The following is a 21947-nucleotide window of genomic DNA, read 5'->3' on the forward strand; positions in this document are numbered from 1 at the left end:
GCCTGATGCGGATCAGCACGACGCCTTTCCGGGTCAACGGAGTGCAATACCGGCCTCCGGCCAAGCCGCTGGCGGTGGTCTGCATCGACGGATGCGGCCCCGAGTACCTGAAGGTTTCCCGGAATCGCGGCCGCATGCCCCATTTGGACGGTCTGGCTGAAGCCGGATTCGAGACCGTGGTCCGGGGCGCCCTCCCCTCCTTCACCAACGTGAACAATGCCTGCATCGTCTCCGGGGTTCCTCCTTCCGTCACCGGGATCAGCGGCAACTTCTTCCTCGATCCCCGGACCGGCCGGGAGCTGATGATGAACTCGTCCCGCTATGTCCGATGCGACACGATTCTGGCGGCAGCGTCCCGTGCCGGCAGGAAGGTGGCGATGGTGACGGCCAAGGAAAAACTTCGGGACCTGCTGACGAAGGACCTGGATGGAATCGCCTTCTCATCGGAGCGGGCCGCGGCCGCCACCGTCGGGACCCACGGCATTGGGAACCTGGAGGACCTGGTGGGCAGGCCGCAGCCGGAGATCTACAGCGCCGGTGCCAGCCTCTTCGTGCTGGCGGCCGGTGTCCGCCTCGTGCAGAGGAGACTGGCCGATTTTCTCTTTTTGTCCCTGACCGACTACATGCAGCACAAATTTCCTCCCGAGTCCGACCAGTCGCTCGATTTTCACCAGGCGCTGGACCGGGAGATCGGTGCGCTGCTGGAGACCGGCGCCCGGGTTGGAGTGACGGCTGACCACGGCATGAACGCCAAAGCCGGACCCGGCGGGAGCCCCAACGTCGTCTATCTGGAATCCCTGCTGCGAGACCGTTTCGGAGAGGGGAACCGAGTGGTCTGTCCCATCACGGACCCCTACGTCGTTCATCACGGGTCCCTGGGTTCGGCGGTCATGGTGCACGTGGCCGAACCCGCGGAGACCACATCCGTGGCTGCGTGGATCCGCCGGCTGCCCGGCATCGACGAAGTCTACGATCGCACTGCGGCGTCGAGGGAACTGGATTTGCCGCCCGACCGCATCGGCGATCTGCTCGTAATGGCGGACGCCGGCGCCGTCATCGGGAGGACTCCCGCCGACCACGATCTCAGTGTCCTGAACGAACCTCTGCGGTCCCACGGCGGACGCCACGAGGTGATGGTCCCCATGCTGCTCTCGGAACCGCTGAGCAGCGAGTACGAGTCCCGGGCGGCCCAGGGAGCCCGGAACTACGAAATTTTCGACTATCTCTGCAACGGCGTCCAATCACCAGTTGCCGGGTGAGCCGCCGCTCCGCTTCGCGTTTTTTCCACCCGGGACGTTAGGCTCAGATAGGAAACGAAATACCAAACCATAAGGAGGTGCACATGCGAAAGATTCTGTTGTTCTCGACCTTGCTGATGGCCATGCCCTGGCTCTGGTGCCCGGATGTGGCGGCTGCGGACAAACTGGATCTGAATCAGGCGACTGTGGAAGAGTTGGACGCTCTCCCCGGCGTCGGACCGGCAATTGCCAGGCGAATCGTGGCGTTCCGGGAGAAAAACGGAGCCTTCAAGCGGATTGAAGACCTGATGAACGTCCGGGGCATCGGTGAGAAAACCTTTCTGAGGCTCAGGGACCGGATCATGGTCAAGGCCACCCCCACTCCATCCAAGGAACAGGCGAAGCGCCCGTAGCGGTCTGTGCCGCAACGTTCCGGTCTTCTCAAGGCGCGGGGTTCCGAGGACGCTGAACTCGGCGGTCCCTGATGAAAGTCCCGCGCGGCATCGGTCCCGGTGCCGCGCGGGACTTTCGGTTTGACAGTCGGTGATGACTCTTGCCACGGGCTGTTAAACTGGCGGCCGCATGAGACTCGATCGTCTCGACCGCCGCCGGTTGCCGGGGCAGAGTCGGCTATTTCTCCAGTATCTGTACGATTTCGACCAGGTCGCGCCCCTCTATCCGGCCGGAACGGGGCACACGGGTCCGGAGGCTCTGGGTGAGAGAGCCGAGGCCGCGCGAAAACGGGACTCCCGGTTGCCGCGTGAGGCCCTCGTCCGGATGCTCCTCGATTTCAATGCCCGGGTGGGCTCGGGCTCCTCTACCCGCGAGAACATCGAGAAGCTGCGGGATCCCGGGACCGTGGCCGTAGTCACGGGCCAACAACTGGGCCTGTTCGGCGGACCGGCCCTCTCCGTCTACAAGGCGCTGACCGCCGTGAGCCTGGCCCGGATCCTGGAGGCGGGAGGGTACGCGGCGGTTCCGGTCTTCTGGCTTCCTTCCGACGACTCCGATTTTCTGGAGTCCCGTTCCACCGCCTTTTTCGATCCGCAAGGATCGCTGCTTCGGCTGGGGTATTCCGGTCCCTCCCCCCCTTCGGCGACCATGGTGGGCACGGTTTCGTTGGAAGCGACCGGTGATCCCCTGAAGAGGCTCCAGGACGGCGCTCCCGTTTCCGAATATCGGAAAGAGGTCCTCCGGACCCTCGAATCGGCCTACGCGCCCGGTACGTTCTTTACCGATGCCCAGGGCCGGTGGCTCGGCCGCCTCTTTCGAAACCAGGGACTCATTCTCTTCGACGCGCTCCACTCCGGATACAAGGATGCGTTGAGACCGGTCTTCGAGACGGCGGTCGTGGAGCGGAAGCGTCTGATCCGCTCCCTGCAGGCCCGCGGCCGGGAGCTGGAGGCGGAAGGTCACCGGGCGCAGGTGCCTGTGGATGGCTCCGAATCACTCCTCTTCTGGCTCGAGGAGAGACGGCGTTACAAGTTGGACTACCGGTCGGGAGCCTATTGGAGTCGCGGAAGCCGCTCTCTCCGGCTGCCGGCGGAGGAACTGCTGGACCGGATACGAACCGGAACCGGAGAGTTCGGTCCCAACGTGTTGTTGCGGCCCATCATTCAGGATCATCTCTTCCCTACCGTGGCCTACGTAGGAGGGCCGGCGGAGGTCGCCTACTTCAGCCAGGTCGGCGCCATCAGTCCCTACTGGAAGATTCAATGCTGCGTGTTTCCCAGGGCCGGGGTCACGGTAGTGGACCGGAAATCCCAGCGGCTGCTGAAGAAGCACTCGCTGGATCTGGTCGAGCTGCTCTCCCTGGGCGCCTCCCGCATCACCCAACGCGTCGCCAGGACCGGAGCATCAAAGCAGGTCCTGGACGAGTTCGACCGGGTTACCGACGTGGTTCGGGAGAGCCTGACCCGGCTGCAGGGGGACATTGTCCGCGTGGACCCGAGTCTCGGCAAGATGGTCCCCCGGGCTTGGAAACGAGTCTTCTATCAGATGGAAAGGGTGGAGAAGCGATTCCTGGAAAACTACCGGACCCGCGACGGCGTCGCCGGCCGCCATCTGGACCATCTCCAGACCCGTCTTCATCCTCAGGGAAAGCTGCAGGAACGGGTCGTCAACTTCAACCAATTCCTGATGGAGGAGGGGCCCGGGTTCATCGACGGCCTGTTGGAAACGATCGATCCTTTCTGCATGGACCACCAGGTGATCCATGTTTGAACCCAGGCCAGTCGACGTTCTCGCCGTGGGGGCGCATCCCGACGACGTCGAGTTGGGTTGCGGCGGGACTCTGCTTCGCCTGAAGTCGCTGGGCCGCCGCACGGGCGTCGTGGATCTGACGCGCGGCGAACTGGGAACCCGCGGCACCATGGAGACCCGGGCCCTGGAATCCCGCCGCGCGGCTGCTCTCCTGGGTCTGGACTTCCGGCTGAACCTGGGCCTGAGGGACGGGAACCTGAGTCCCGATGAAGAGAGCCGGTTGGCGTTGATTCGAGTGATCCGGAAGTGCCGGCCCAAGCTGGTCCTGACACACTCCAAATGGGGCCACCCGGACCATGGCAAGGCTTCCATCCTGGTCGAGGAGGCGGTTCATCACGCCGGCCTGGCGGCCATCGACACGTCGCAACAGCGATTCCGTCCGCGGCGGATCGCCTGCTGGACCCATTTCGATGAACCGGTCGTGCCCCACGTCGGCGTGGACATCTCGGACCACTACGAGCAGAAGGAGCACGCTTTGAAGGCCTTCGCGTCCCAGTTGCATCGTCCGGACTCGCGCGAGCCCGCCACCTATCTCAGCGATCCCACGTTCCTGGAACGGATCCGGAGTTTCCACATGCACGTGGGGAGTCTAGTAGGATGCTCCCTGGCGGAGGGTTTCCTCATGGCCCGGCCTCCCCGGATCGGGGACCTGGCCGATTGCTGAATTGAACGACCGCCGCCTCCCGGTCAGGTCCGTCCGGCCGGTGCGGGGACGACACCGAGATGTTCGATCGCCAGTCTCAAGTCTACGGCAACCTGCTTCAGGCAGCGGACATCGCCGTGGCCTTTCTGGCCTTGACCCTGGCCTATTTCTCCCGGTCCATTCTTGTGGCGTGGGCGCCGGCCTCCATTGCGCTCGCATTCCATCCGCAACTGCTGCCCTATTCCCACTATCTGCTCTATCTGTTGGCCGCATTGCCGATTTGGATTCCCATCCTCCGGATCACCCAACGATACTCCCGCTTCTACCAGGTCTCCGCCTCCCAGCACCTGTTCCGCATCGGCCGCTTCGTCTGCGCCGCCGGTCTCGCCGTGGGCTTCTTCGTCTTCTTGTTCAACCTGGATGTCAGCCGGCCCGTCTTCTTCATCTTCATCGGACTCTCGGGTCTTTTCCTGGGTTTGAACCGCATTGTGCTGCATTGGATCTTGAGGACCCGGAACGTCAATGAGCACCATCAGGTCAGGATCCTGATCGTGGGAATCGACTCCCGGGCCGAGTCTGTCAGCCAGGTTCTGGGCCGGTTCCGAAAGTGGGGCTACCGTGTCGTCGGACACCTGGCCCCTGACGAACCATGGAAAGAGGTTCCCGGAATCCGGATCCTGGGCTCGCTGGAGGATCTTCCCGGCCTGCTCATGGACCGCCTGGTGGTGGACGAGATCATATTCGTGGGCGCACAGCCGGAGGACACCCGGCAGTTTCAGGAGGTGCTTGGATTCTGTGAGGAACTCGGAATCCGGACCCGGATCGCCGCGGACTTTTTCCCCACCTCCATTTCCAGACTATCGCTCGATTATCTGGAGGAGCTTCCCCTCATCACCTTCTCGACGGCCCCGGACCAGAGCGTGGCTCTGGTGGTCAAGAGGGTCATGGATTGTGTGCTGGCCTCGGCTCTGTTGGCGCTGGCGGCTCCCTTCATGCTCCTGACCATGGCGCTGATCAAGTTCACCTCATCCGGATCGGTTTTCTACCGCCAGGTCAGGCGCGGTCTCTACGGCCGGGAGTTCAGCCTGGTCAAATTTCGCACCATGGTGGAGGGAGCCGAAGACCAGCTCCGGAACCTCCGGCATCTCAATGAGATGGACGGCCCGGTGTTCAAGATGCGCAAAGATCCCCGGGTGACTCCCCTGGGGCGCATTCTGCGCAGGTACAGTATCGACGAGCTGCCGCAACTGGCCAATGTGGTGAGAGGCGAGATGAGCCTGGTCGGCCCCCGGGCCCCGTTGCCCGAGGAGGTCCGCCACTATTCCCGGAGTCAGCGGCGGCGGCTGAGCGTCAAGCCGGGCATCACCTGTCTCTGGCAGATCTCCGGCCGCAACGAACTGGATTTCCAGAAATGGATGAAGCTGGATCTCCAATACATCGACCAGTGGTCCTTGAAGCTGGATCTTTGGATTCTGCTCAAGACCATCCCGGCCGTCGTCTGGGGCCGCGGCGCCAGCTAGTACCCCTCGATCTTCCCTCACGCCTCACTGCCGACTCCTATTGCCTCATCCTGGTACTGGAGCTGGTACAACTTGTAATAGAGCCCCCGCAGCTTGAGCAGTTCCTGATGGGTGCCTTCTTCCTCGATTCTGCCCTGGCGGAGAACGACGATACGGTCGCAGTTCTGGATGGTGGAGAGGCGGTGGGCGATGACGATGGAGGTTCGTCCCTCCATGAGCGTGTTCAACGCGTCCTGGATGAGAATCTCGGTCTCCGTGTCGACCGACGAGGTGGCCTCGTCCAGGATCAGGATTCTGGGGTCGTGGGCCAGGGCGCGGGCGAAGGCCAACAGCTGCCTCTGTCCCACGGACAACGACGCGCCCCTTTCGGTCACCGGCGAGTCGAGTCCCTGCGGTTTCTCCCGGATGAAGTCCAGGGCATTGACGTGGCGCACCGCCTCCGTCACTTGGGGCCGGTCGATGGGAGCCCTCCAGAGCCGGACGTTCTCTTCGATGGTGCCGCTGAAGAGAAAGACATCCTGGAGCACGACTGCCATCCTGCGCCTCAGTTCCCCCGGGTCCAGGTGGGCGATGGGGATTCCGTCGATGAGAATGCCCCCGTTCCGGACGTCGTAAAACCTGCAGATCAGGTTGATGAGAGTGGTCTTTCCCGCACCGGTGGGTCCCACGATGGCCACTCGTTCGCCAGGGGCAATCCTCAGGCTCAGGTTCCGCAGGACCGGCGTATCTTCCTTGTAGGCGAACGTCACGTTGCGGAACTCGATGGCCCCGCCGCCCGGCGGCAGCGGTGTGGGTTTCGACGGAGGCCGAACCTGGGCCCGCGTGTCCAGGAGCTTGAAGATCCGCTCCGAGCTGGCCATGGCGCTCTGCAGGATGTTGAACTTTTCGCTCAGGTCGCTGATGGGCTTGAAGAAGCGCTCCGAATACTGAAGGAAGGCCACGAGCGTGCCCAGGGTCAGGACTCCGTCCAGCACGCGGCCGCCTCCGTACCAGAGGATCAGGGCGATGGCCAGCGCGCCCACCAGGTTGATCACCGGATAGAAGATGGCGTAGTAGAAGATGGATTGAATATTGGCCTGCAGGTGCTCCCGATTCCGTTCCCGGAACTGGCCGAACTTGCGGTCTTCCTGGACGAAGACCTGCACTACCGGCATGCCGGTGATGTTCTCCTGGAGGAAGGCGTTGATCTTGACCACGCAGGCCCGGACCCATCGATAGGATCCTCGAACCTTGATCTTGAAGATCATGGTGGCCACGAAGATGAGAGGCAGGACGGAGAAGGTGACCAGGGCCAATTGCCAATCCCGCCAGAGCATGACCGTCACGATGCCGCCCAGCAGGAAGATATCCCCGAAGATGCTCACCACGCCCGCCGTGAAGAGCTCGTTGAGCACGTCCACGTCGTTGGTGACGCGGGTGATCAGGCGACCCACCGGATTCCTGTCGAAATAGCCGACGTGCAACGTCTGGACGTGACGGAAGATCTGGACCCTCAGATCGTGCATGACCCGCTGCCCGGTCCAGTTCATCAGCCAGGTCTGTGCGAAAGTGCAGCCGAATTGCAGAATCAGGAGGCCCAGGTAGAGCAGCGCCAGATAGGTGAGCCCGGTCCGGTCGCCGATGCGGATGTGGTCGTCGATGGCGATCAGGGTCAGGAGCGGACCCGCCAGTTGCAGGGCCGACACCAGCAGGAGCAGCGCGACCGACGCGCCCACGACCCAGCGGTAGGGATGAAGATATCCCAGCATCCGCCGCGCCAATCGCCCGTCGTAGACCCGGCCCAGGATCTCGTCCTGGTCGTACTCGATCATGCGATTCCCAGCTCCTGCTCCAGCAACTGCTTTCGGTGCATTTCGGCGTAAGGGCCCGCGGTCCGGAGCAACTCGCGGTGCCTTCCTCTCTGCACGATTCGTCCGCGGTCCAACACCAGGATCTGGTCCGCCCCCTTGACCGTCGAGATGCGGTGGGAGATGAGGATGGTGGTTCTTCCGGCGATGACGGGAGCGAGCCGCTTCAGGATCTCCTCTTCCGTGTAGGTGTCGACGCTGGAGAGCGAGTCGTCGAGAACCAGGATCCTGGGGTCCGTCAGGAGCGCTCTCGCAATGGTCATCCGTTGTTTCTGTCCACCGGAGAGGGTCAGGCCTCTCTCACCCACGAAGGTGGCCATACGGTCGGGGAAGCGTTGAATCTCTCCCAGGATGTTGCTGGTGCGCGCAGCCTCCCGGATGGCTTGGTCGGAGGCGTCCGGTGCTCCGAACGTCAGGTTGTCCCGGATCGATTCGGAAAAGAGGAACGTGTCCTGGGGAACGCAGCCGATGCTTCGGCGCAGGTGGGTCAGGGAAATGTCGTTGACGTCCCTGCCGTCGATGAGGATCCGTCCCCTGGGCACCGGGTAGAGGCGGCAGAGCAGATGCACCAAGGTGGATTTTCCGCTTCCGGTGCTGCCCACGATGGCGAGTGTGTCGCCCGCGGGCAGCTCGAATTCCAGGTTCTTCAAAACCGGTGTCCCGTTGTAGGAAAAGGTGAGATTTTTGACTTCCACCCGGCCTTCGACGGCCTCGGCCGGAATGCCGCCATCGTCCAGCACATCCGGTTGGGTCGCCAGGATCCGGTTGATCCTGCCCATGGACGCCGACCCCCGCTCGAAGGTGTTGATGACCCATCCCAGGGCGATGGTGGGCCAGGTCAGACGGGCCAGATAGAAGATGAACGAGACCAGGGCGCCGAGAGACAGCGCTCCGTCCATGACCTGCCGTCCTCCGTACCAGAGGAGAAAGACGGCCGACAGGCCCAACAGGAAAGCGAGGAGGGGATAGAAGACCCCCCAGATTTTGACCAGGGCCATGCTCCGCTTCATGTATTCCCGGTTGGCGTCTCGAAACCGGTTGACGAAGGCGGACTCCTGGTTGTAGGCCTTGACGACCCGGATTCCCGAGACGTTCTCCTGAACCAGGGTCGTCAGCATCGAGAATTGTTCCTGGATCTTTTCGAATCTCCGGTGGATCTTGCGCCCGAAAAACTTGACGCAGTAGGAGACCAGCAGGAGGGGGGCCAGGGTGAGAAGGGCCAGGCCGGCGTCGGTTCGAATCAGTATGGTGACGGTCAGCACGACCATGAACAGGGTGTTGACCGAGTACATGATGCCCGGTCCCAGCACCATTCGAACGGCGCCCAGGTCGTTGGTGGACCGGGCCATTACGTCTCCCGTGGAATGCCGCTGGTAGAAGGAGGGGGTCAGGCGCTGAAGGTGCCGGAAGAGGTCGTTGCGCAGGTCGAATTCGATCCGGCGGGAGACGCCGATGAGGATCCACCTCATCAGGTATCGGAAAAGGCCCTCGGCACAGCTCAGGGCCAGCAGCAGTCCGGCGTAGCGGAGCAGGAGGCCGGCGTCGGCTCCCTCGGTGAGATCATCGACCGCCCATCCCAGGACCTGGGGCGTGACGACCACCGCCACATTGGTCATGAGGACCATCACGACACCGGTCGCGATGCGGGCGCGGTATTGCCTCAGGTAGGGGATCAAGGTGGCCAGGGCCCACGCTCGACCGGCTCCGGCTGGCTCAGGGGGCATCGAATCCCCGGATGTGCGGCGTCTCGACACCGTCGGGATCGACGAAGGCGACCTCGTACCCGTAGAGCTGGGAAGGGGACTTCTGCGAGAATTTCATGCCGAAACTGCCCGAAGACTCGGGATTCAACACGTCCGGCTTCACCTTTGCCATGATTTCTTCCAGCATCTCGTCATCCTGTCCCCAGATCCGGACGCGCGCCGAGATTCCTTTGAGAGGAAGCTGTCCCTGATTCCAGATCTCCCCCTTGAGGGAGAATCCCGTAAAGAACCGATCGTAGGAGAGGGCGACCAGTCTCAGAGGCGCCGTTTCGATGGACTCGACCCCGGTCCAGTTCTTGAGGTAGGGGATGGGCACGAAGCTCGCACCCACGAAGGAGCCGGCGGCCAGCAGGATGGAAAGCAGCATGACCTGGAAGACGATGCGGAACTCGTTCCGGGTGGCGGTCCAGGGTTCGGTCCGGCCCGGCTTGCCGGAGGTCTCTTCGAGTTTCTCCCGGTAGTATCGATCGAACTCCTCCCGGAAATAGTCCTTGAGACTGAATTGTCGGGCGCGGATGCGATATCGGACCACCAGCAGGAATATCAGGAAGGAGACGAGGAAGACCCAGAGAGCGACCTGAAGGGGAAAGTCCATGATTCGCAGGACGGGATGATCCATCGGATTTCAGCAGTCGTGGAAAAAGTCTTGACGCCTTGGACCGGTGTGGAAACGCGAACCAAGGTGTCGTCCGCGAAAACCTGCTCCCGGCGAACACGCGCCGCGGCCATGATCGCGCCGGCGTCTCTGGTTTTATTTCCCTTTAATTTCCGGGCGGCTTCGCCGGCGCGCGGCCCTCCCCGATGGGAGGCAGCCCCAGAATTCCCTTGCGGCGCTTGTCCAGGGAAAAATCGGCGCCGTACAGGGTTTGTCCGAAAGCGGTCAGCAACTGCTTCTCCACCCGGCCGGAGGAATCGATTTCCACCCACTCCTCACGGCCCAGAAAATCACGTTTGAGCGCCTGGATGTCACTGTCGACGGTGACCATGGTCTGGCGCTCCCGGATCAGGCTCACCGACAGATCGTAACGGTAGCGGACCCGAACCCACTCCCCGTCAGGCAGCCGGGGGCGGACTCCGATCTTGTCGAGATGGCCGGCCGTCAAGGGACCCGACATGTAATTCCGGTATCCGGTCACGATCTCGCCCCTGCCCCTGTCCTTCTTGACTAGCTCCCATTCCTCGCGCTGCAGGACTTCCAGCATGGCCTTCCACGCCGCGGGAAACGGGACGCCCAGGCGCATCGGGGGTTCGAATCTCTTTTGCGCCTCGGCCTCGGTGGCGGCCAGAGCCAGGAGGGTCAGTAACGTCCAGACCAGCTTGTGTCCCATACCACTCGTTGACAGTCTATCAGCAAGCACCTAACTGCTGAACCGATTGGAGGGGGCGAGTCGTGGTTTTCCGGCCGGCCGTCAGCGCTGGTAGCGGCGCACGGCCCGCTGGTGCGCCCGGTAGCTGGTGGAAAAGACGTGGCTGCCGTCGTTCCGGGAGACGAAATAGAGGTGCCTGACCGGGGCCGGGTGGAGGGCGGCGTCAATGGATGCGGTCCCGGGGTTGGCGATGGGGCCGGGAGGGAGTCCCGCGTAGAGATAGGTGTTGTACGGAGAGTCCAGGCTCAGGTCGCTCTTGTGAAGCACTCCGTCGTAGTCGCCGCTCTTCCGGATGGCGTAGATGATCGTCGGGTCGCAGTCCAGCTTGATGTTCCGCCGAAGCCGGTTGTGAAACACGGCGGAAACCAGAGCCCGCTCCGCAGGGAGCGCGGTCTCCTTCTCGATGAGGGAGGCCAGGGTGATCACCTCCCGGATGGTGAGGTCCAGGTCGTCGGCGCGCTTCTGCCGCTGGGGGGTCCACACCTCCTTGAAGCGGGTCACCAGCGTGGAGACCAGGGTCAGCTCCTGGTCTGAACGCGTGAAGTGGTAGGTGTCGGGGAACAGGTAGCCCTCCAGGTCCGTGGCCTCGGGGTCCAGGCCGCCCAGCAGGTCGATGCGGCCGGCCAGAGGCTCCAGCTCGTGCCGCAGTCCCAATCCTTCCTGGACGAAACGGTCGATGATCTCGTCCAGGGTCAATCCTTCGGGGATGGTGATGCGATACTGGTGAACCCGGCCCTCCCTCAGGACCTGCACCACTTGGGTCAGGCTGGCGGGATTCTCAAAAAGGTATTCGCCCGCCTGGAGAGGGTCGGCGCCACTCCACCGAACATAGGCCGCAAAGACGAGGCCGGACCGAATGACGTCCGCTTCCTGGAGCATCCGGCCGATTCCTCTCACCGACGCTCCGAAGGGCACGGTCAGCAGCCGGCTCCCGGTCGTACGCCCCAGATGGGGTTCGCTGATGCGGGCGTCCCACCAGTTGGACCCGGCCCGGGCCATTGCAACCAGAATCAGGGCCGCGATCAGCAGTCGCCGGATCATCCCCGCGATCCGGGAGTGGCCCGCTCTTCCAGGTACCATTTCAGAATCACCGCCGCCGAGAATTCGTCCTTCTTCTGCCACCTCTGGTGGGGCGGGATCCCCAGTTCCCGCATGACCGATTCGGCCTCCTTGGTCGACAGGCGTTCGTCCATCCACTCTACCCGAACCGTCCCCAGTCCGCGCAGTCGGGTCACCAGGGGGACGGCGGCTTGCGCGATGGAGCTGGGCCGGCCGCTCAGATGCCGGGGTTGCCCCACGATCAGTCTCTCCACCCGGTATTCCCGCAGGAGTCCGGTGATCCTCGCCACATCCTCCTCCAGGCTCTTCCGTTCAAACGTGAGCAGTGGACGGGACGTCAATTTCAGGGGGTCGGTGATGGCGACTCCGCACCGCTTGGAACCCACGTCCAAGGCCATCCATCGGGTCATGGCGCCGTTGGATCCCTCCTACCCTTCCGGTTGCCGGAAGTAGTGTTCCAGCGAGTCCCAACTCAACCAATGATCGGGGTAACTGCGGATATCCTGCTCCAACAGTCCCACCAGCTTCTGCATGAATTCCGCTCTGCCGGCGGCGGAGCGGAAGGAGTCCGTCACCTCCGAGATCTCGATCTCCTGGTGGCCCGTCTCCTGGTTTCTGTGGATCCTCCAGTGGAGAAGACGGGATCCGGTGGTGAAGAAGAGGCTGGCGATGCCGTTGGGGAACCAGGCGCGCCGGCCGAAGAACCTCACCTCCGTCGTGTGTTTCGGGTTCACCAGTGTGGGCGCCACATCAGCCAGCATCATGACGACCTCTCCGGACCGAAGCTTCTCCACGAGCCTGGAGTAGTTGCCGCGTCCGGTCATGAGAAAGGGGTGTCCGATGGCCGTTTCGATCCAGCGGACCCGTTTCCGGTTGTAGCGGAGAACCGCCGGATGCAGCGGGTTGTCCTCCGGTTCGATGGACCGTCCGACGATGTTCATGGGGACTCCGCTCTTGCCGGTGAAGACGAAGAAGAGCCCGGTGCTCCCCATGTGGCCGGAAAAGAGGAGGACGCCGTCTCCGGCGGCGGCGGCTTCCCGCAGGGTGTCCAGACCGGTGCACCGGACGAAGGATTGGAGATGGTGCAAGGGCTTCGGGTACCAGAACGCCTCCATCTCGTTGCGGGACTCGGCCTGGTAGTGGCCGATGACGATCCTTCGGCGCTCAGCCGCGCCGCGATGGGGAAACGTGGACTCGACGTTTCGCGAGGCCCAGGCGAAAGAGTCGCGGAGCGCGCAGGCGAGCAATCTTCCCCGGAGATCGGCCAGGCCGTAGGCCAGCGCACGCGGCAGCTTCGAGATGGTGGGCAGGGCCACGCCATAGTCGGCTGCCTTGATCCAATCCATCAGGCCCATGGCGCATCTACCGGAGAGGACGGGAAGGAGCCGGTCCGGTCAGCCGGCCTGCCACCCCGAGTCGATGTTCAGCTCTTCGCAGACCTGGAGGATCTGCCCGATGGTGGTGCCGGCCAGAGGAATTCCCTCCCGCGTTCGCGTCTTCGACGTGCGCACCTCCAACTCGCCGGGGACCAGGATCTCGCCGTCGGGATCGATGGTCCGGGAGCTCTTCACGTAGTGGACGTACCGGTCGACCTCGTCGAAGAACTCGTCACGGTCCGCGAACCAGCTCCGGTCGATGACGATGGTGAACATTCCGTTGGCCAGTTTGTGGGCGTTGGCGGGATTGGTGCACGATCCGCCGGTGAGGGCTCCCGCCAGTATTTCGATCATGAAGCTCAGGACGTAGCCCTTGTGTCCCGCGATGGGGAGGATGGAACCGGGAGGATGCCGGTAGAAGAGTTCCGGATCGGTGGTGGGACGGCCCTCCGAGTCGATGAGGCATCCGTCGGGGACTTGCACGCCCTTGTGGAGGGCCACCCGGACCTTCCCCTCGGCGATCATGCAGGCGGACATGTCCATGATGAGGGGAGGGCCTTCTCGCTGAGGCACGCCGCAGGCGATGGGATTGGCGGAGAGGCGCCGGTCCTTGCCGCCGTAGGGCGCCACCAGGTTGCCCATTCCGCTGGTGTTCACGAAGTGCAGGCTGAGCATTCCCGCGGCGGCCGCCATCTCCGGCCAATCGCCGATCCGGCCCAGGTGTCCCGTGTTCCGGAGTCCCACCATGCTGCAACCGTGGCGCCGGGCCCGGTCGATGGCGATCTCCATGGTCTGCTCTCCCGTCGACTGTCCGAAACCGCTGTTTCCGTCCAGCACGGCGACGGGACCCCGGTCCAGGACGAACGTCACTTTCCGGTTGGGCAGGACCAGGCCCTTCTTGATCCACTCCCAATAGCGCGGAATCCGGATGACCCCGTGGGAGTCGTGTCCCACCAGGTTGCTCTTCACCAGGCGGGTGGCGATTGTGACCGCCTCCCCATCGCCGCTGCCGGCGGCGGCGAAGATGCGCCGGGCCAGATCCCTCAACTCGTCGGCCGAAAAGACTCTTGATTCCATTGATTCGTTATCCCGTTAGAACCGCATTCTCCAGTTCTCCGCTTCCAGGTAGACGTCCAGGGCGACCCCTTTGAGGTAGTCGCGGCAGAAGTAGTTGAGGACACCCAGGGCCCCCAGATCCGAAGGATCGCGGACGGCGCCGGCCCAGGAGTGGATCCCCGAACCCAGGAGATCCACCGCCTTTTCCAGTTGCCCGTGGGCTCCCCGGATCCGCTTCTCGAAGCTGCGGGCGTCTTTCTGGACGAAGGCCTGCTGGGAGAGGTCGTACTCGACCCGGGCTCGGCGAACCGTCTGCACGGCTTCGATGTAGTCGACGCCGAAACGCACCTGCCCCAGAAGCTGCTCCAGGTAGCTCCGTCCCTCGGGCCGAGTCTTCGTCAGAGCGGACTCGAGCAGGGGGATGGTCTCCACGTAGTAGGCCTTCAATTCGTTCCATTCCGGCACCGGACCTTTCCGGCTGTGCCAGTGCTTTCGCATCATCCGGGTGACCGGAAAGAGGAATCCCATGGCGATCTCGTCTCCCCGGGCCGTGGCCCTTTCCAGGATCCGGTAGAACTCCAGCATCTCGGGGACGGCTTCGGAGCCGCAGACCTGTTCCACCTGGTCGCGATAGACCGACTCGGGAGTCGCCTCGGAAGACCAGGACGCCTGGGCCAGATAGGCCGTTCCCGCTTCCAGCTTGGTCACCAGGAACTGGCGGCCGAAGAATCCGTGCACGCCATAGCGCTCCATGGCCTGAAAGATGCGATGAAGCGGCTGCGTGGGGAGCTGGGGCAGGATGCCCACGTTGTCGTCCGCCAGGGTGGCCAGGGTGGCCACCTGCCCCGGATGCTCGCTGGCAAAGGAAAGCATCTCCGCGCGGCGGGCCGCCAGCGAGGTCAGGTAGTCCATCCGGACCAGGAGCATCGACCTTTCCGGAAAGATCTTGAGCATGACCGGGTAGAACTCGTCGCTGAAGGTGGCGACCACGACGGTGGCGTCCGGATTGGCGGTCCCTTCCAGGATCCGCTCCTCGTTGAGCAGCTTGTCCAATGTATCGGCGTTGGCGATGGCTCCCTTGAGTTCATAAAGTGGACGGCCTGGTGCGCGGACCCCCACCGGCAGGATATTGGTTCGGGCCGATTCCTCCATCTTTTCCAGGCTGAACCGCGGTTCCAGCTTGTACTTGCGGTCCAGGCGCTTCCACATGGTCTTGTAGTACTCGCCGCCTCCCGGATTCTCGGGCTGGGTCAGGCCGTAGAAATCCGCCTCCGGATAGGTGTTGATGTGGGCCTGGATGATGGCCTTGTTCAGACCGGTGACCGCTGGATTGTCCGGAGTCATGTAGGGGAAGGCCGTGGGGTCCACGCCGTATTCGGAGATGCCCAGCCGTCCGTTGTGCGTGCCCTCCATCAACTCCCGCGGGACATACTCCCGGTCGGACCATTCGGGGAGCCGCCAGTTGAACTCGTTGGTGAACTGGTTGATCCGGAAGTTGATGCCGGTCTGCATCCCCCGGCTCTTGGCGTAGGCCAGCAGGTCGTGCAGCAGCTTCTGGGCGGCGCGAACCCGTTCCTGGTAGGTCTCGGCCCCGGCCATGTCCGGGTTCACCAACTCGGTTCGGCCGCCGAAGAGCTCGCGCCCGATGGTCTCTCCGTGAATCGGCACCTTCCATCCGTAATGGAACACACCCGTCGTCTTGGGCTGGTCCCGGAACTGAAAATGGACGAAGGGCTGATGGGGATAGATCTGGCAGTACAGGACATTGAACTTCAACTTGGCCAGTTGATCGATGAGGTGCCGGTAGTCGTCCATTCCGTAGAAGATGAGCGACGTGGCCAGGTTGTTGATGGCCCGGTAGGAGCGGAACCGGAAGCGGGGCTCCTGGACCTTGTCCAGGCTTGGGGGCGGGAACGGGGCTGGACGGGCGGGAAGCACGTCCTTTTCCAGCAGAAAACGGACCCCCAACTGTTCCAGGAAGTCGTAAACGGCCCAAAGCGTCGCCGCCGGGCTGCCTCCCCCCACGATCACCGCCGGTTTGCCGTTCCAGGAGACGGTCTTCAGGACCAGTCCCTGGTCGCTGACCCGGGGCCATCCCGCCTCGCCCATCACCAGGGAGACGGACCGGTTCGTCGCCGGGCTTCCCAGAATCAGGTTGACGTCGGCCTGAGGGGAAATCGTCGCAATTGGAACCGCCTGGATGCCGTACAAGTCGCTCAGGTAGCGGCGCAGCTCGCGGGCGGCGTAGCGCTCCAATTCCGGCGCCTCGGAGCCCAGGACGATGGCGCAGGTCGGAGGGGCAGTGGAACCCTCTGCGCGGCCGGCGCTCAGCACCGCGAAGGCCAGGAACAATCCGAGCGGAACCAGGACCCGGCTGTCTCCGTTACGCGCGATCCAGGATTCTTGCATCGGACTCTCCTTTCCCGGGCTCAAGCAGCGGAGACGGATGCCTCCAACTCCAGGTAGTAATCGATGAGCTCGCCGGCCACACGGCCGTTGTAGCGGTCCCAGCGGAAATCTCCGAACCGCGTGTATTCCGTGGCGAAAACGCCTCTCCGCACCAGCAGCCGTTTTCCGAAAGCGATGGCCACCGACAGGTCCTGGTGGGTAAATCCCACTACAGGCTGGACGCGATTGAAGATTCGGATGGCCTCCTCTCGGCGGCCGCTGCGGTAACAGCGGTCGACGGCGGACCAGACCCGCACCATGGAGCATTCGGGAATCATGGCATCCACGCCCCGATCCAGCGCTTCGATCATCTGGGCGATGGCCCACCCACCGGCCAGAAACATCCCGCCTCCGCAGATTTCCCGGATTGCCGTGTACTTGGGTCCGGCCGGATTCGACTCGATCTTGAGCGAGGTCAAGCTGGGAAGCACCTGCGTGAGCCGGCGGATCATTTCGGGAGTCAGGCCCGGACCGGTGAAATCCAGGTCCTGCAGCATCAACGGGAAGTCCCCGGCGCCCTCCACCACCTCCCGGAAGAACGGCTCCACCCGTTCCGGTTCCTGGTACAGCCCGGTGGGCACGGCCACCAGGTACGCGGCCGCCCCGACTTCCCGGGCCAGTTGCGCCTGCTCGATGCAGACGCGAGGCCGGGAATCGGAGGCTCCCACGATGATGGGGACACGCCCGGCCACGATCCCGGCGACGCGCCGGACGATCTTGGCGCGCTCATCCGCGGTGAGGCAGGCGACCTCGCTGGCCACCGCGGGAACCAGGAAACCGTTCACCCCTCCGGCGATGGCGTCCTCCACCAGGTTGTCCAGGGAGGCCTGGTCTACGGCGCCCTGGGAATCGAAGGGGGTCTGGATGACGGAGATGATGCCCCGTTGGAGTGGCGGCGGGCCGGATCGGGAGTTCATTTCCGGTTCCTCCCTCCTCATCTTGCCACTACACACGCGCCGTCTTGGGATTCAGGATGCTGGGATTGTCGTCGATGGCGTAATTCTGAGCCGAGGTCCGGGGGCTGCCGGAAGGCGGTTCCCCTTCGATTTCGAAACCGGCGTCGCGGATCATGCGGTAGACGGGCTGTTTGGGGTCGCCGCGAGTGGCCAGGTAACCGTCCACGAAGAGGGAATTCGCCGGGTAGAGGGATAGGACCTGCAATTGGCGGAGGTGCCCCTCCCGGCCGGCAGCGACCCGGATCTCCGCCCGGGGATTGATGAACCGGAAGGCGCACAGAATCCGGAGGCAGCGGCGCGGCGAGAGTTGATCGAAGTCGTACACCGGGTTGCCCTCGATGGGAATCAGGAAGTTGACCGGGATGGAGGGGACCTCCAGCGAACGGAGCTCGTACGCCACGTCCAGGATGTCCTCGTCCGTCTCGCCCATTCCGGTGATCATGCCGCTGCAGCTCTCCAGTCCGGCTCGGCTGGCCGCTTCCAGAGTGGCGATCCGGTCCTGGTAGGTGTGGGTGCCCACGATGCTGCCGGTGTGGCGGCGGCTGGTGTTCAGATTGTGGTTGAGCCGATCCAGGCCGGCCCGCTTGAACAGGCTTGCCTTCTCGAAGTCCACCAGGCCGGCCGAGAGACAGGTCCGGATCCCCACCTCCTGGTCGATCCTGCGGATGATCCGGGCGAGCTTGGCCGCCTCCTGGGGAGTGGGTCCGCGCCCGCTGGCCACCATGCAATACCGGTAGACCCCTTGCTCCTTGGCCTCCCTGGCCTCCTGGACGATGGATTCCTCGTCCTTCATGGCGTACTTGCGCAACGGGGCCTGGGAGATCTTGGACTGGGCGCAGTAGCCACAGTCCTCGGGGCAGAGGCCATTCTTGATGTTGTTGATCTGGTGGACCTTCACCTTGCGCCCGAAGCGGGCCATCCGCACGTCGCCGGCAGCCGCCGCCAGGCGGAGGATGTCGACAGCGGGATCGGTCAGGACCTCCATCGCGTCTTCCCGGGGGAAGAACTCTCCGCTCAGGGAGATCCTGGCCCAGCGTTCGTATTGATTCTCCATCTCTCGGTCCACGCCTGTCGGTCCCAGTCTACTACGCCGCCGTGGTGCGGAGCCTCCAACGATCCAGAGGGTCCGCGCAACGGCCATGATATCCTCCCAACTTAAAGTTTCCCATGCCTGTAGGATTCCGCCGGTTCGAACGGTCCGGAACCGGCACCAACGGCGCCCCCGGAGTTTGGTAAGGATGCTGGCTGACGTTTGGATGGTGATGCGGACCGAATACCTGGACAGCTATCGTAATCACTACGGCCTGGAGCGTGCCGGCGTGATCGTGGTTGCGCCGTTGATGGGGGTGCTCTATGCGCTGCCGTGGGGGTTGGATTGGTATTCCCCCGGCCGTTGGGACGAGCATTTTGGGTCGACCCCGGCCGGGCTTGCGTGGCTCTTCACACTTGGTTTCGTGCTCCGAGAGCGAAGCCGCCTCAGTATGGAGGCTTTAAAGGCGAGGCACATGCCAAGTGACGCGATCCTCTTCGGCATGATCGGAGCTGGAGTCGGAGTCGGACTGGCTTTCTGGCTGGTGAAGTCGTCGGTGTCGCTAATAATGTTGAATTTGATGAAGCCGGGCGGTCCTTGGTCCAGCGTTCCGATCGAGGCCGCGCTGGTAATGTTTGCGTTGGTATTCCTGATTTCGCTTTCCGCCGGAACGGGCGGCGTCTTGATCTCTCTTGGCGCAGCGAAGGTCGGACAGGTCTACAAGGTGGCATTCGCCGTGCTCGGTGGGCTTGCCGTCATCGCTCTCGCCGTCGTTAGGATCTCGGGGGCCTGGAGCACGTTTTTGCTCACGGAATTGCAACGGGTTTCGGTGCAGATGCAGTTCGCAACGGTTGCCATGGTGGTATTCGCATTCCTGGATGTCGTATTGATCCTCTTCGCCCGGATGCGGTTCAAGCGGACGCCGGTGATCCCGAATCGATTCGGCACGTAAGCGGCCTCACACGAAACCAATGGCCGGTCGAACCCGGCGGCGTCCTTCCCCGCCGACTGCTAAACTTGGGCCGAAAGTTGGTTCGAGTAGTCCCATGCAACAAAAAAGCGTTCTCCTGATCGGTGGCGGAAACATGGGAGCGGCTCTGCTCCGGGGGATCATCCAGTCCGGACTGGCGCCGGCCCGCAGGGTCACCGTGATCGACATTCTGCCCGGCCTTCTGGAAACGCTCCGGTCGCGCCATGGCGTGAATGTCGACGTCGACCCGGGCCCCCATGTCGCCGGAGCCGACGTCATCATGCTGGCGGTCAAGCCTCAGATCCTTCCCCAAGTGGCAGCCGGAATTCGCGGTTCCGTGCGGCCCGGTCAACTCGTCATCTCGATCCTGGCCGGGGTCGAGAGCACCCGCATTCGAGACCTACTGGGGAAGAACAACCCGGTTATCCGGGTCATGCCGAACATCGCTGCCACCGTGGATGCCGCGGCCAGCGCCATCGCCGGTTGCGATCCGGCGACCGAAGAGCACTACCAGGTCGCCGAGACCCTCTTCGGGGCGGTGGGAAATGTGGTCCGGGTGGAGGAGAAGCTCCTGGACGCCGTCACCGGACTCAGCGGCAGCGGTCCGGCTTACGTCTACACCGTCATCGAAGCCCTCTGCGACGGCGGGGTCCACATGGGTCTCCCCCGGGAGGTGGCCATGAAGCTGGCCGCCCAGACCGTGTTGGGGGCGGCCATGCAGGTGCAGGAAAGCGGCGAGCATCCGGCGGTGCTGAGGGATCGGGTGACGACTCCTGGCGGCACCACCGCGGCGGCATTGAGGGAACTGGAAGACCGGGGCCTGCGGGCCGCGCTCATGAGCGCGGTGGCGGCGGCGACGGCCCGATCGAAGGAGTTGAACCGGAAGTCTGCGGAATCGTGAACGGCGGGGGGCTGGTGGGCGGTGGCAGGTTCGAACTGCCGGCCTCCTCCTTGTAAGGGAGGTGCTCTCCCAGCTGAGCTAACCGCCCACGAAAGGGTCCACCGGCCTTCGGCGGACCCTCTTCCATTCCGGAGGACTCAGACCACTTCGGGGACCACGAAGGGGGCCCGGTAATCGCGCGTCAGCAGGGTGCTGGCCTCGCCGTCGCCCCGGACCGTCTCGGTTTCCGGATCGAAATCCAGCGTCCGGCCGGTGCGATAGGCCATGTTCGCCAGGTGACAGAGCGCCGAAGAGAGGTGGCCCTCTTCGATCTCGGCGTTGAGGTCCTCCGTCCGGCGGGAGCGGACGGCCTGGATGAAGTTGGCGAAATTGTTGCCCCCTTCCATGCGGGTCGGTCCCGGCTCCCGTTTCCGTCCCAGGAAGGTGCGGTAACCCTTGCCGCCCTGCATGACCATGTAGCCCTCGGAGCCGAAGAAGAGGACCCCCACCTCGTTGGACTCGCCTTTGCCCAGGCCGGCTTCATGATTGGTGATCCAGTGGCGCACCTCGAAGACCAGTTGCTTCTTCTGGTCCGGGTACTCGAAAGTGGCCAACTGGCAGTTTGGCGTCTCCTGGTCGTCGTCGAACATGTAGTGGCCGCCGGATGACTGGACCCGGGTCGGCAAGCCGACTCCCAGCCCCCAACGCGCCATGTCCATCTCGTGCACGCCCTGGTTCCCGATGTCGCCGTTGCCGTAGTCCCAGTGCCAGTGCCAGTTGTAGTGAAACCGGTTGCGGCTGTAGGAGCGTTGGGGCGCGGGACCCAGCCACAGGTCGTAGTGGACGCCGCCCGGAACCGGCTCTTCCGGGGTGTGGCCGATGGTGTTCCTCCACTTGTAGCAGAGTCCCTTGGCCATGTAGACGTCCCCGATCACCCCTTCCCGGAGCTTCCGGATTCCCTCGCGAACACCGGCGCTGGACCGGGACTGGGTGCCGTGCTGGACGATCCGGCCATAACGGCGGGCCGCTTCCACCAGCTTCCGGCCTTCCCAGATGTTGTGGGAGCAGGGTTTCTCCACGTACGCGTCCTTGCCCGCCTGGCAGGCCCAGATCCCGCCCAGGGCGTGCCAGTGGTTGGGTGTGGCGAATCCCACCACGTCGATGTCCTTGGCCTCCAGCAAGCGGCGCATGTCGGTGTAGGTCCGGGCCTTCCGCCCCGTCAGCTCTTCCAGGTCGGAGGCACGCTCGGCCATGATGTTTTCGTCCACGTCGCACAACGCCGCGACTTCCACCTTGGGCAATCCGGCGAAACCCTTGATGTGAGACCTGCCCCGTCCTCGGAGTCCCACCACTCCCGCCCGGATGGTGTCGTTGGCATCGGCCCGGGACAGGAGGCCGGCGGCGGAACCGGTGCCCACGGCGGCCGTAGCCACCACACCGGCGGAACTCTTCAGGAAACTCCTTCGCTCGATCGGCTTCACCATTGTCTTATCCTCCCATTGGGTCGTGTCGAAAGCAGGTCATTCCAGGCT

At 63.7% G+C, this 21947-nt stretch carries 19 protein-coding genes and 1 tRNA gene; 7 read left to right on the forward strand and 13 right to left on the reverse strand.

Going from position 1 to position 21947, the window contains the following annotated elements:
• Positions 1-5 precede the first annotated feature (5 nt).
• The 5 genes from phnA to OXT71_04110 all read left to right on the forward strand — a co-directional run bounded on the left by phnA (position 6) and on the right by OXT71_04110 (position 5663).
• Positions 6-1259 carry a phosphonoacetate hydrolase gene (phnA, locus tag OXT71_04090; protein MDE2925560.1) on the forward strand — a complete coding sequence of 418 codons (1254 nt, stop codon included), beginning with the start codon at positions 6-8 and terminating at the stop codon, positions 1257-1259.
• An 83-nt stretch (positions 1260-1342) separates the two neighbouring features.
• Positions 1343-1651 carry a helix-hairpin-helix domain-containing protein gene (locus OXT71_04095; protein MDE2925561.1) on the forward strand — a complete coding sequence of 103 codons (309 nt, stop codon included), beginning with the start codon at positions 1343-1345 and terminating at the stop codon, positions 1649-1651.
• A gap of 169 nt (positions 1652-1820) precedes the next feature.
• A complete protein-coding gene (gene bshC, locus OXT71_04100) occupies positions 1821-3461 on the forward strand; it encodes a bacillithiol biosynthesis cysteine-adding enzyme BshC (protein MDE2925562.1) in 1641 nt (546 codons plus the stop codon).
• Complete coding sequence (bshB1, locus tag OXT71_04105) at positions 3454-4164, forward strand: bacillithiol biosynthesis deacetylase BshB1 (protein MDE2925563.1); 711 nt, start codon at positions 3454-3456, stop codon at positions 4162-4164. Before bshC ends, bshB1 begins: the two co-directional genes overlap by 8 nt.
• A 59-nt stretch (positions 4165-4223) precedes the next feature.
• A complete protein-coding gene (locus OXT71_04110) occupies positions 4224-5663 on the forward strand; it encodes a sugar transferase (protein MDE2925564.1) in 1440 nt (479 codons plus the stop codon).
• Between the two features lie 17 nt (positions 5664-5680).
• Here the strand turns inward: OXT71_04110 and OXT71_04115 are convergent, their stop codons facing one another.
• From OXT71_04115 to bioB, 11 genes are all read right to left on the reverse strand, one after another.
• Positions 5681-7474, reverse strand: a complete 1794-nt coding sequence (locus tag OXT71_04115) for an ABC transporter ATP-binding protein (GenBank protein ID MDE2925565.1) — start codon at positions 7472-7474, stop codon at positions 5681-5683.
• Complete coding sequence (locus tag OXT71_04120; protein ID MDE2925566.1) at positions 7471-9234, reverse strand: ABC transporter ATP-binding protein; 1764 nt, start codon at positions 9232-9234, stop codon at positions 7471-7473. Before OXT71_04120 ends, OXT71_04115 begins: the two co-directional genes overlap by 4 nt.
• Positions 9224-9892, reverse strand: coding sequence for a hypothetical protein (locus tag OXT71_04125; GenBank protein MDE2925567.1), 669 nt, complete (start codon positions 9890-9892; stop codon positions 9224-9226). Before OXT71_04125 ends, OXT71_04120 begins: the two co-directional genes overlap by 11 nt.
• A gap of 142 nt (positions 9893-10034) precedes the next feature.
• Complete coding sequence (locus tag OXT71_04130; GenBank protein MDE2925568.1) at positions 10035-10601, reverse strand: hypothetical protein; 567 nt, start codon at positions 10599-10601, stop codon at positions 10035-10037.
• Between the two features lie 81 nt (positions 10602-10682).
• Complete coding sequence (gene mltG / locus OXT71_04135; protein MDE2925569.1) at positions 10683-11681, reverse strand: endolytic transglycosylase MltG; 999 nt, start codon at positions 11679-11681, stop codon at positions 10683-10685.
• A complete protein-coding gene (ruvX, locus tag OXT71_04140) occupies positions 11678-12109 on the reverse strand; it encodes a Holliday junction resolvase RuvX (GenBank protein ID MDE2925570.1) in 432 nt (143 codons plus the stop codon). Before ruvX ends, mltG begins: the two co-directional genes overlap by 4 nt.
• A gap of 18 nt (positions 12110-12127) precedes the next feature.
• The gene (locus OXT71_04145) at positions 12128-13054 is read right to left on the reverse strand and encodes a hypothetical protein (GenBank protein ID MDE2925571.1); all 927 of its coding nucleotides are present in this window, start codon (positions 13052-13054) and stop codon (positions 12128-12130) included.
• Between the two features lie 39 nt (positions 13055-13093).
• Positions 13094-14152, reverse strand: a complete 1059-nt coding sequence (locus OXT71_04150; protein MDE2925572.1) for a malate/lactate/ureidoglycolate dehydrogenase — start codon at positions 14150-14152, stop codon at positions 13094-13096.
• A gap of 15 nt (positions 14153-14167) precedes the next feature.
• Entirely contained in the window at positions 14168-16540 is a 2373-nt protein-coding gene (locus OXT71_04155; protein MDE2925573.1) for a hypothetical protein, read from the reverse strand.
• Between the two features lie 20 nt (positions 16541-16560).
• Entirely contained in the window at positions 16561-17496 is a 936-nt protein-coding gene (locus OXT71_04160; GenBank protein ID MDE2925574.1) for a dihydrodipicolinate synthase family protein, read from the reverse strand.
• 28 nt (positions 17497-17524) lie between these two features.
• A complete protein-coding gene (bioB, locus tag OXT71_04165; GenBank protein ID MDE2925575.1) occupies positions 17525-18676 on the reverse strand; it encodes a biotin synthase BioB in 1152 nt (383 codons plus the stop codon).
• Between the two features lie 97 nt (positions 18677-18773).
• Between bioB and OXT71_04170 the strand changes: the two genes are divergently transcribed.
• Positions 18774-19517, forward strand: coding sequence for a hypothetical protein (locus OXT71_04170; protein MDE2925576.1), 744 nt, complete (start codon positions 18774-18776; stop codon positions 19515-19517).
• Positions 19518-19611: 94 nt separating this feature from the next.
• On the forward strand, positions 19612-20436 hold the full coding sequence (gene proC, locus OXT71_04175; GenBank protein MDE2925577.1) for a pyrroline-5-carboxylate reductase: 825 nt from the start codon (positions 19612-19614) through the stop codon (positions 20434-20436).
• 12 nt (positions 20437-20448) lie between these two features.
• Here the strand turns inward: proC and OXT71_04180 are convergent.
• Both OXT71_04180 and OXT71_04185 read right to left on the reverse strand, forming a co-directional pair.
• Positions 20449-20524: transfer RNA gene (locus OXT71_04180), tRNA-Val, on the reverse strand.
• 49 nt (positions 20525-20573) lie between these two features.
• Positions 20574-21899: a Gfo/Idh/MocA family oxidoreductase gene (locus OXT71_04185; GenBank protein MDE2925578.1), complete on the reverse strand. Its 1326-nt coding sequence runs from the start codon at positions 21897-21899 to the stop codon at positions 20574-20576.
• Positions 21900-21947: the final 48 nt, after the last annotated feature.

The sequence above is a fragment of the Acidobacteriota bacterium genome (assembly GCA_028874215.1).
Classification (GTDB): Bacteria; Acidobacteriota; UBA6911; order RPQK01; family JAJDTT01; genus JAJDTT01.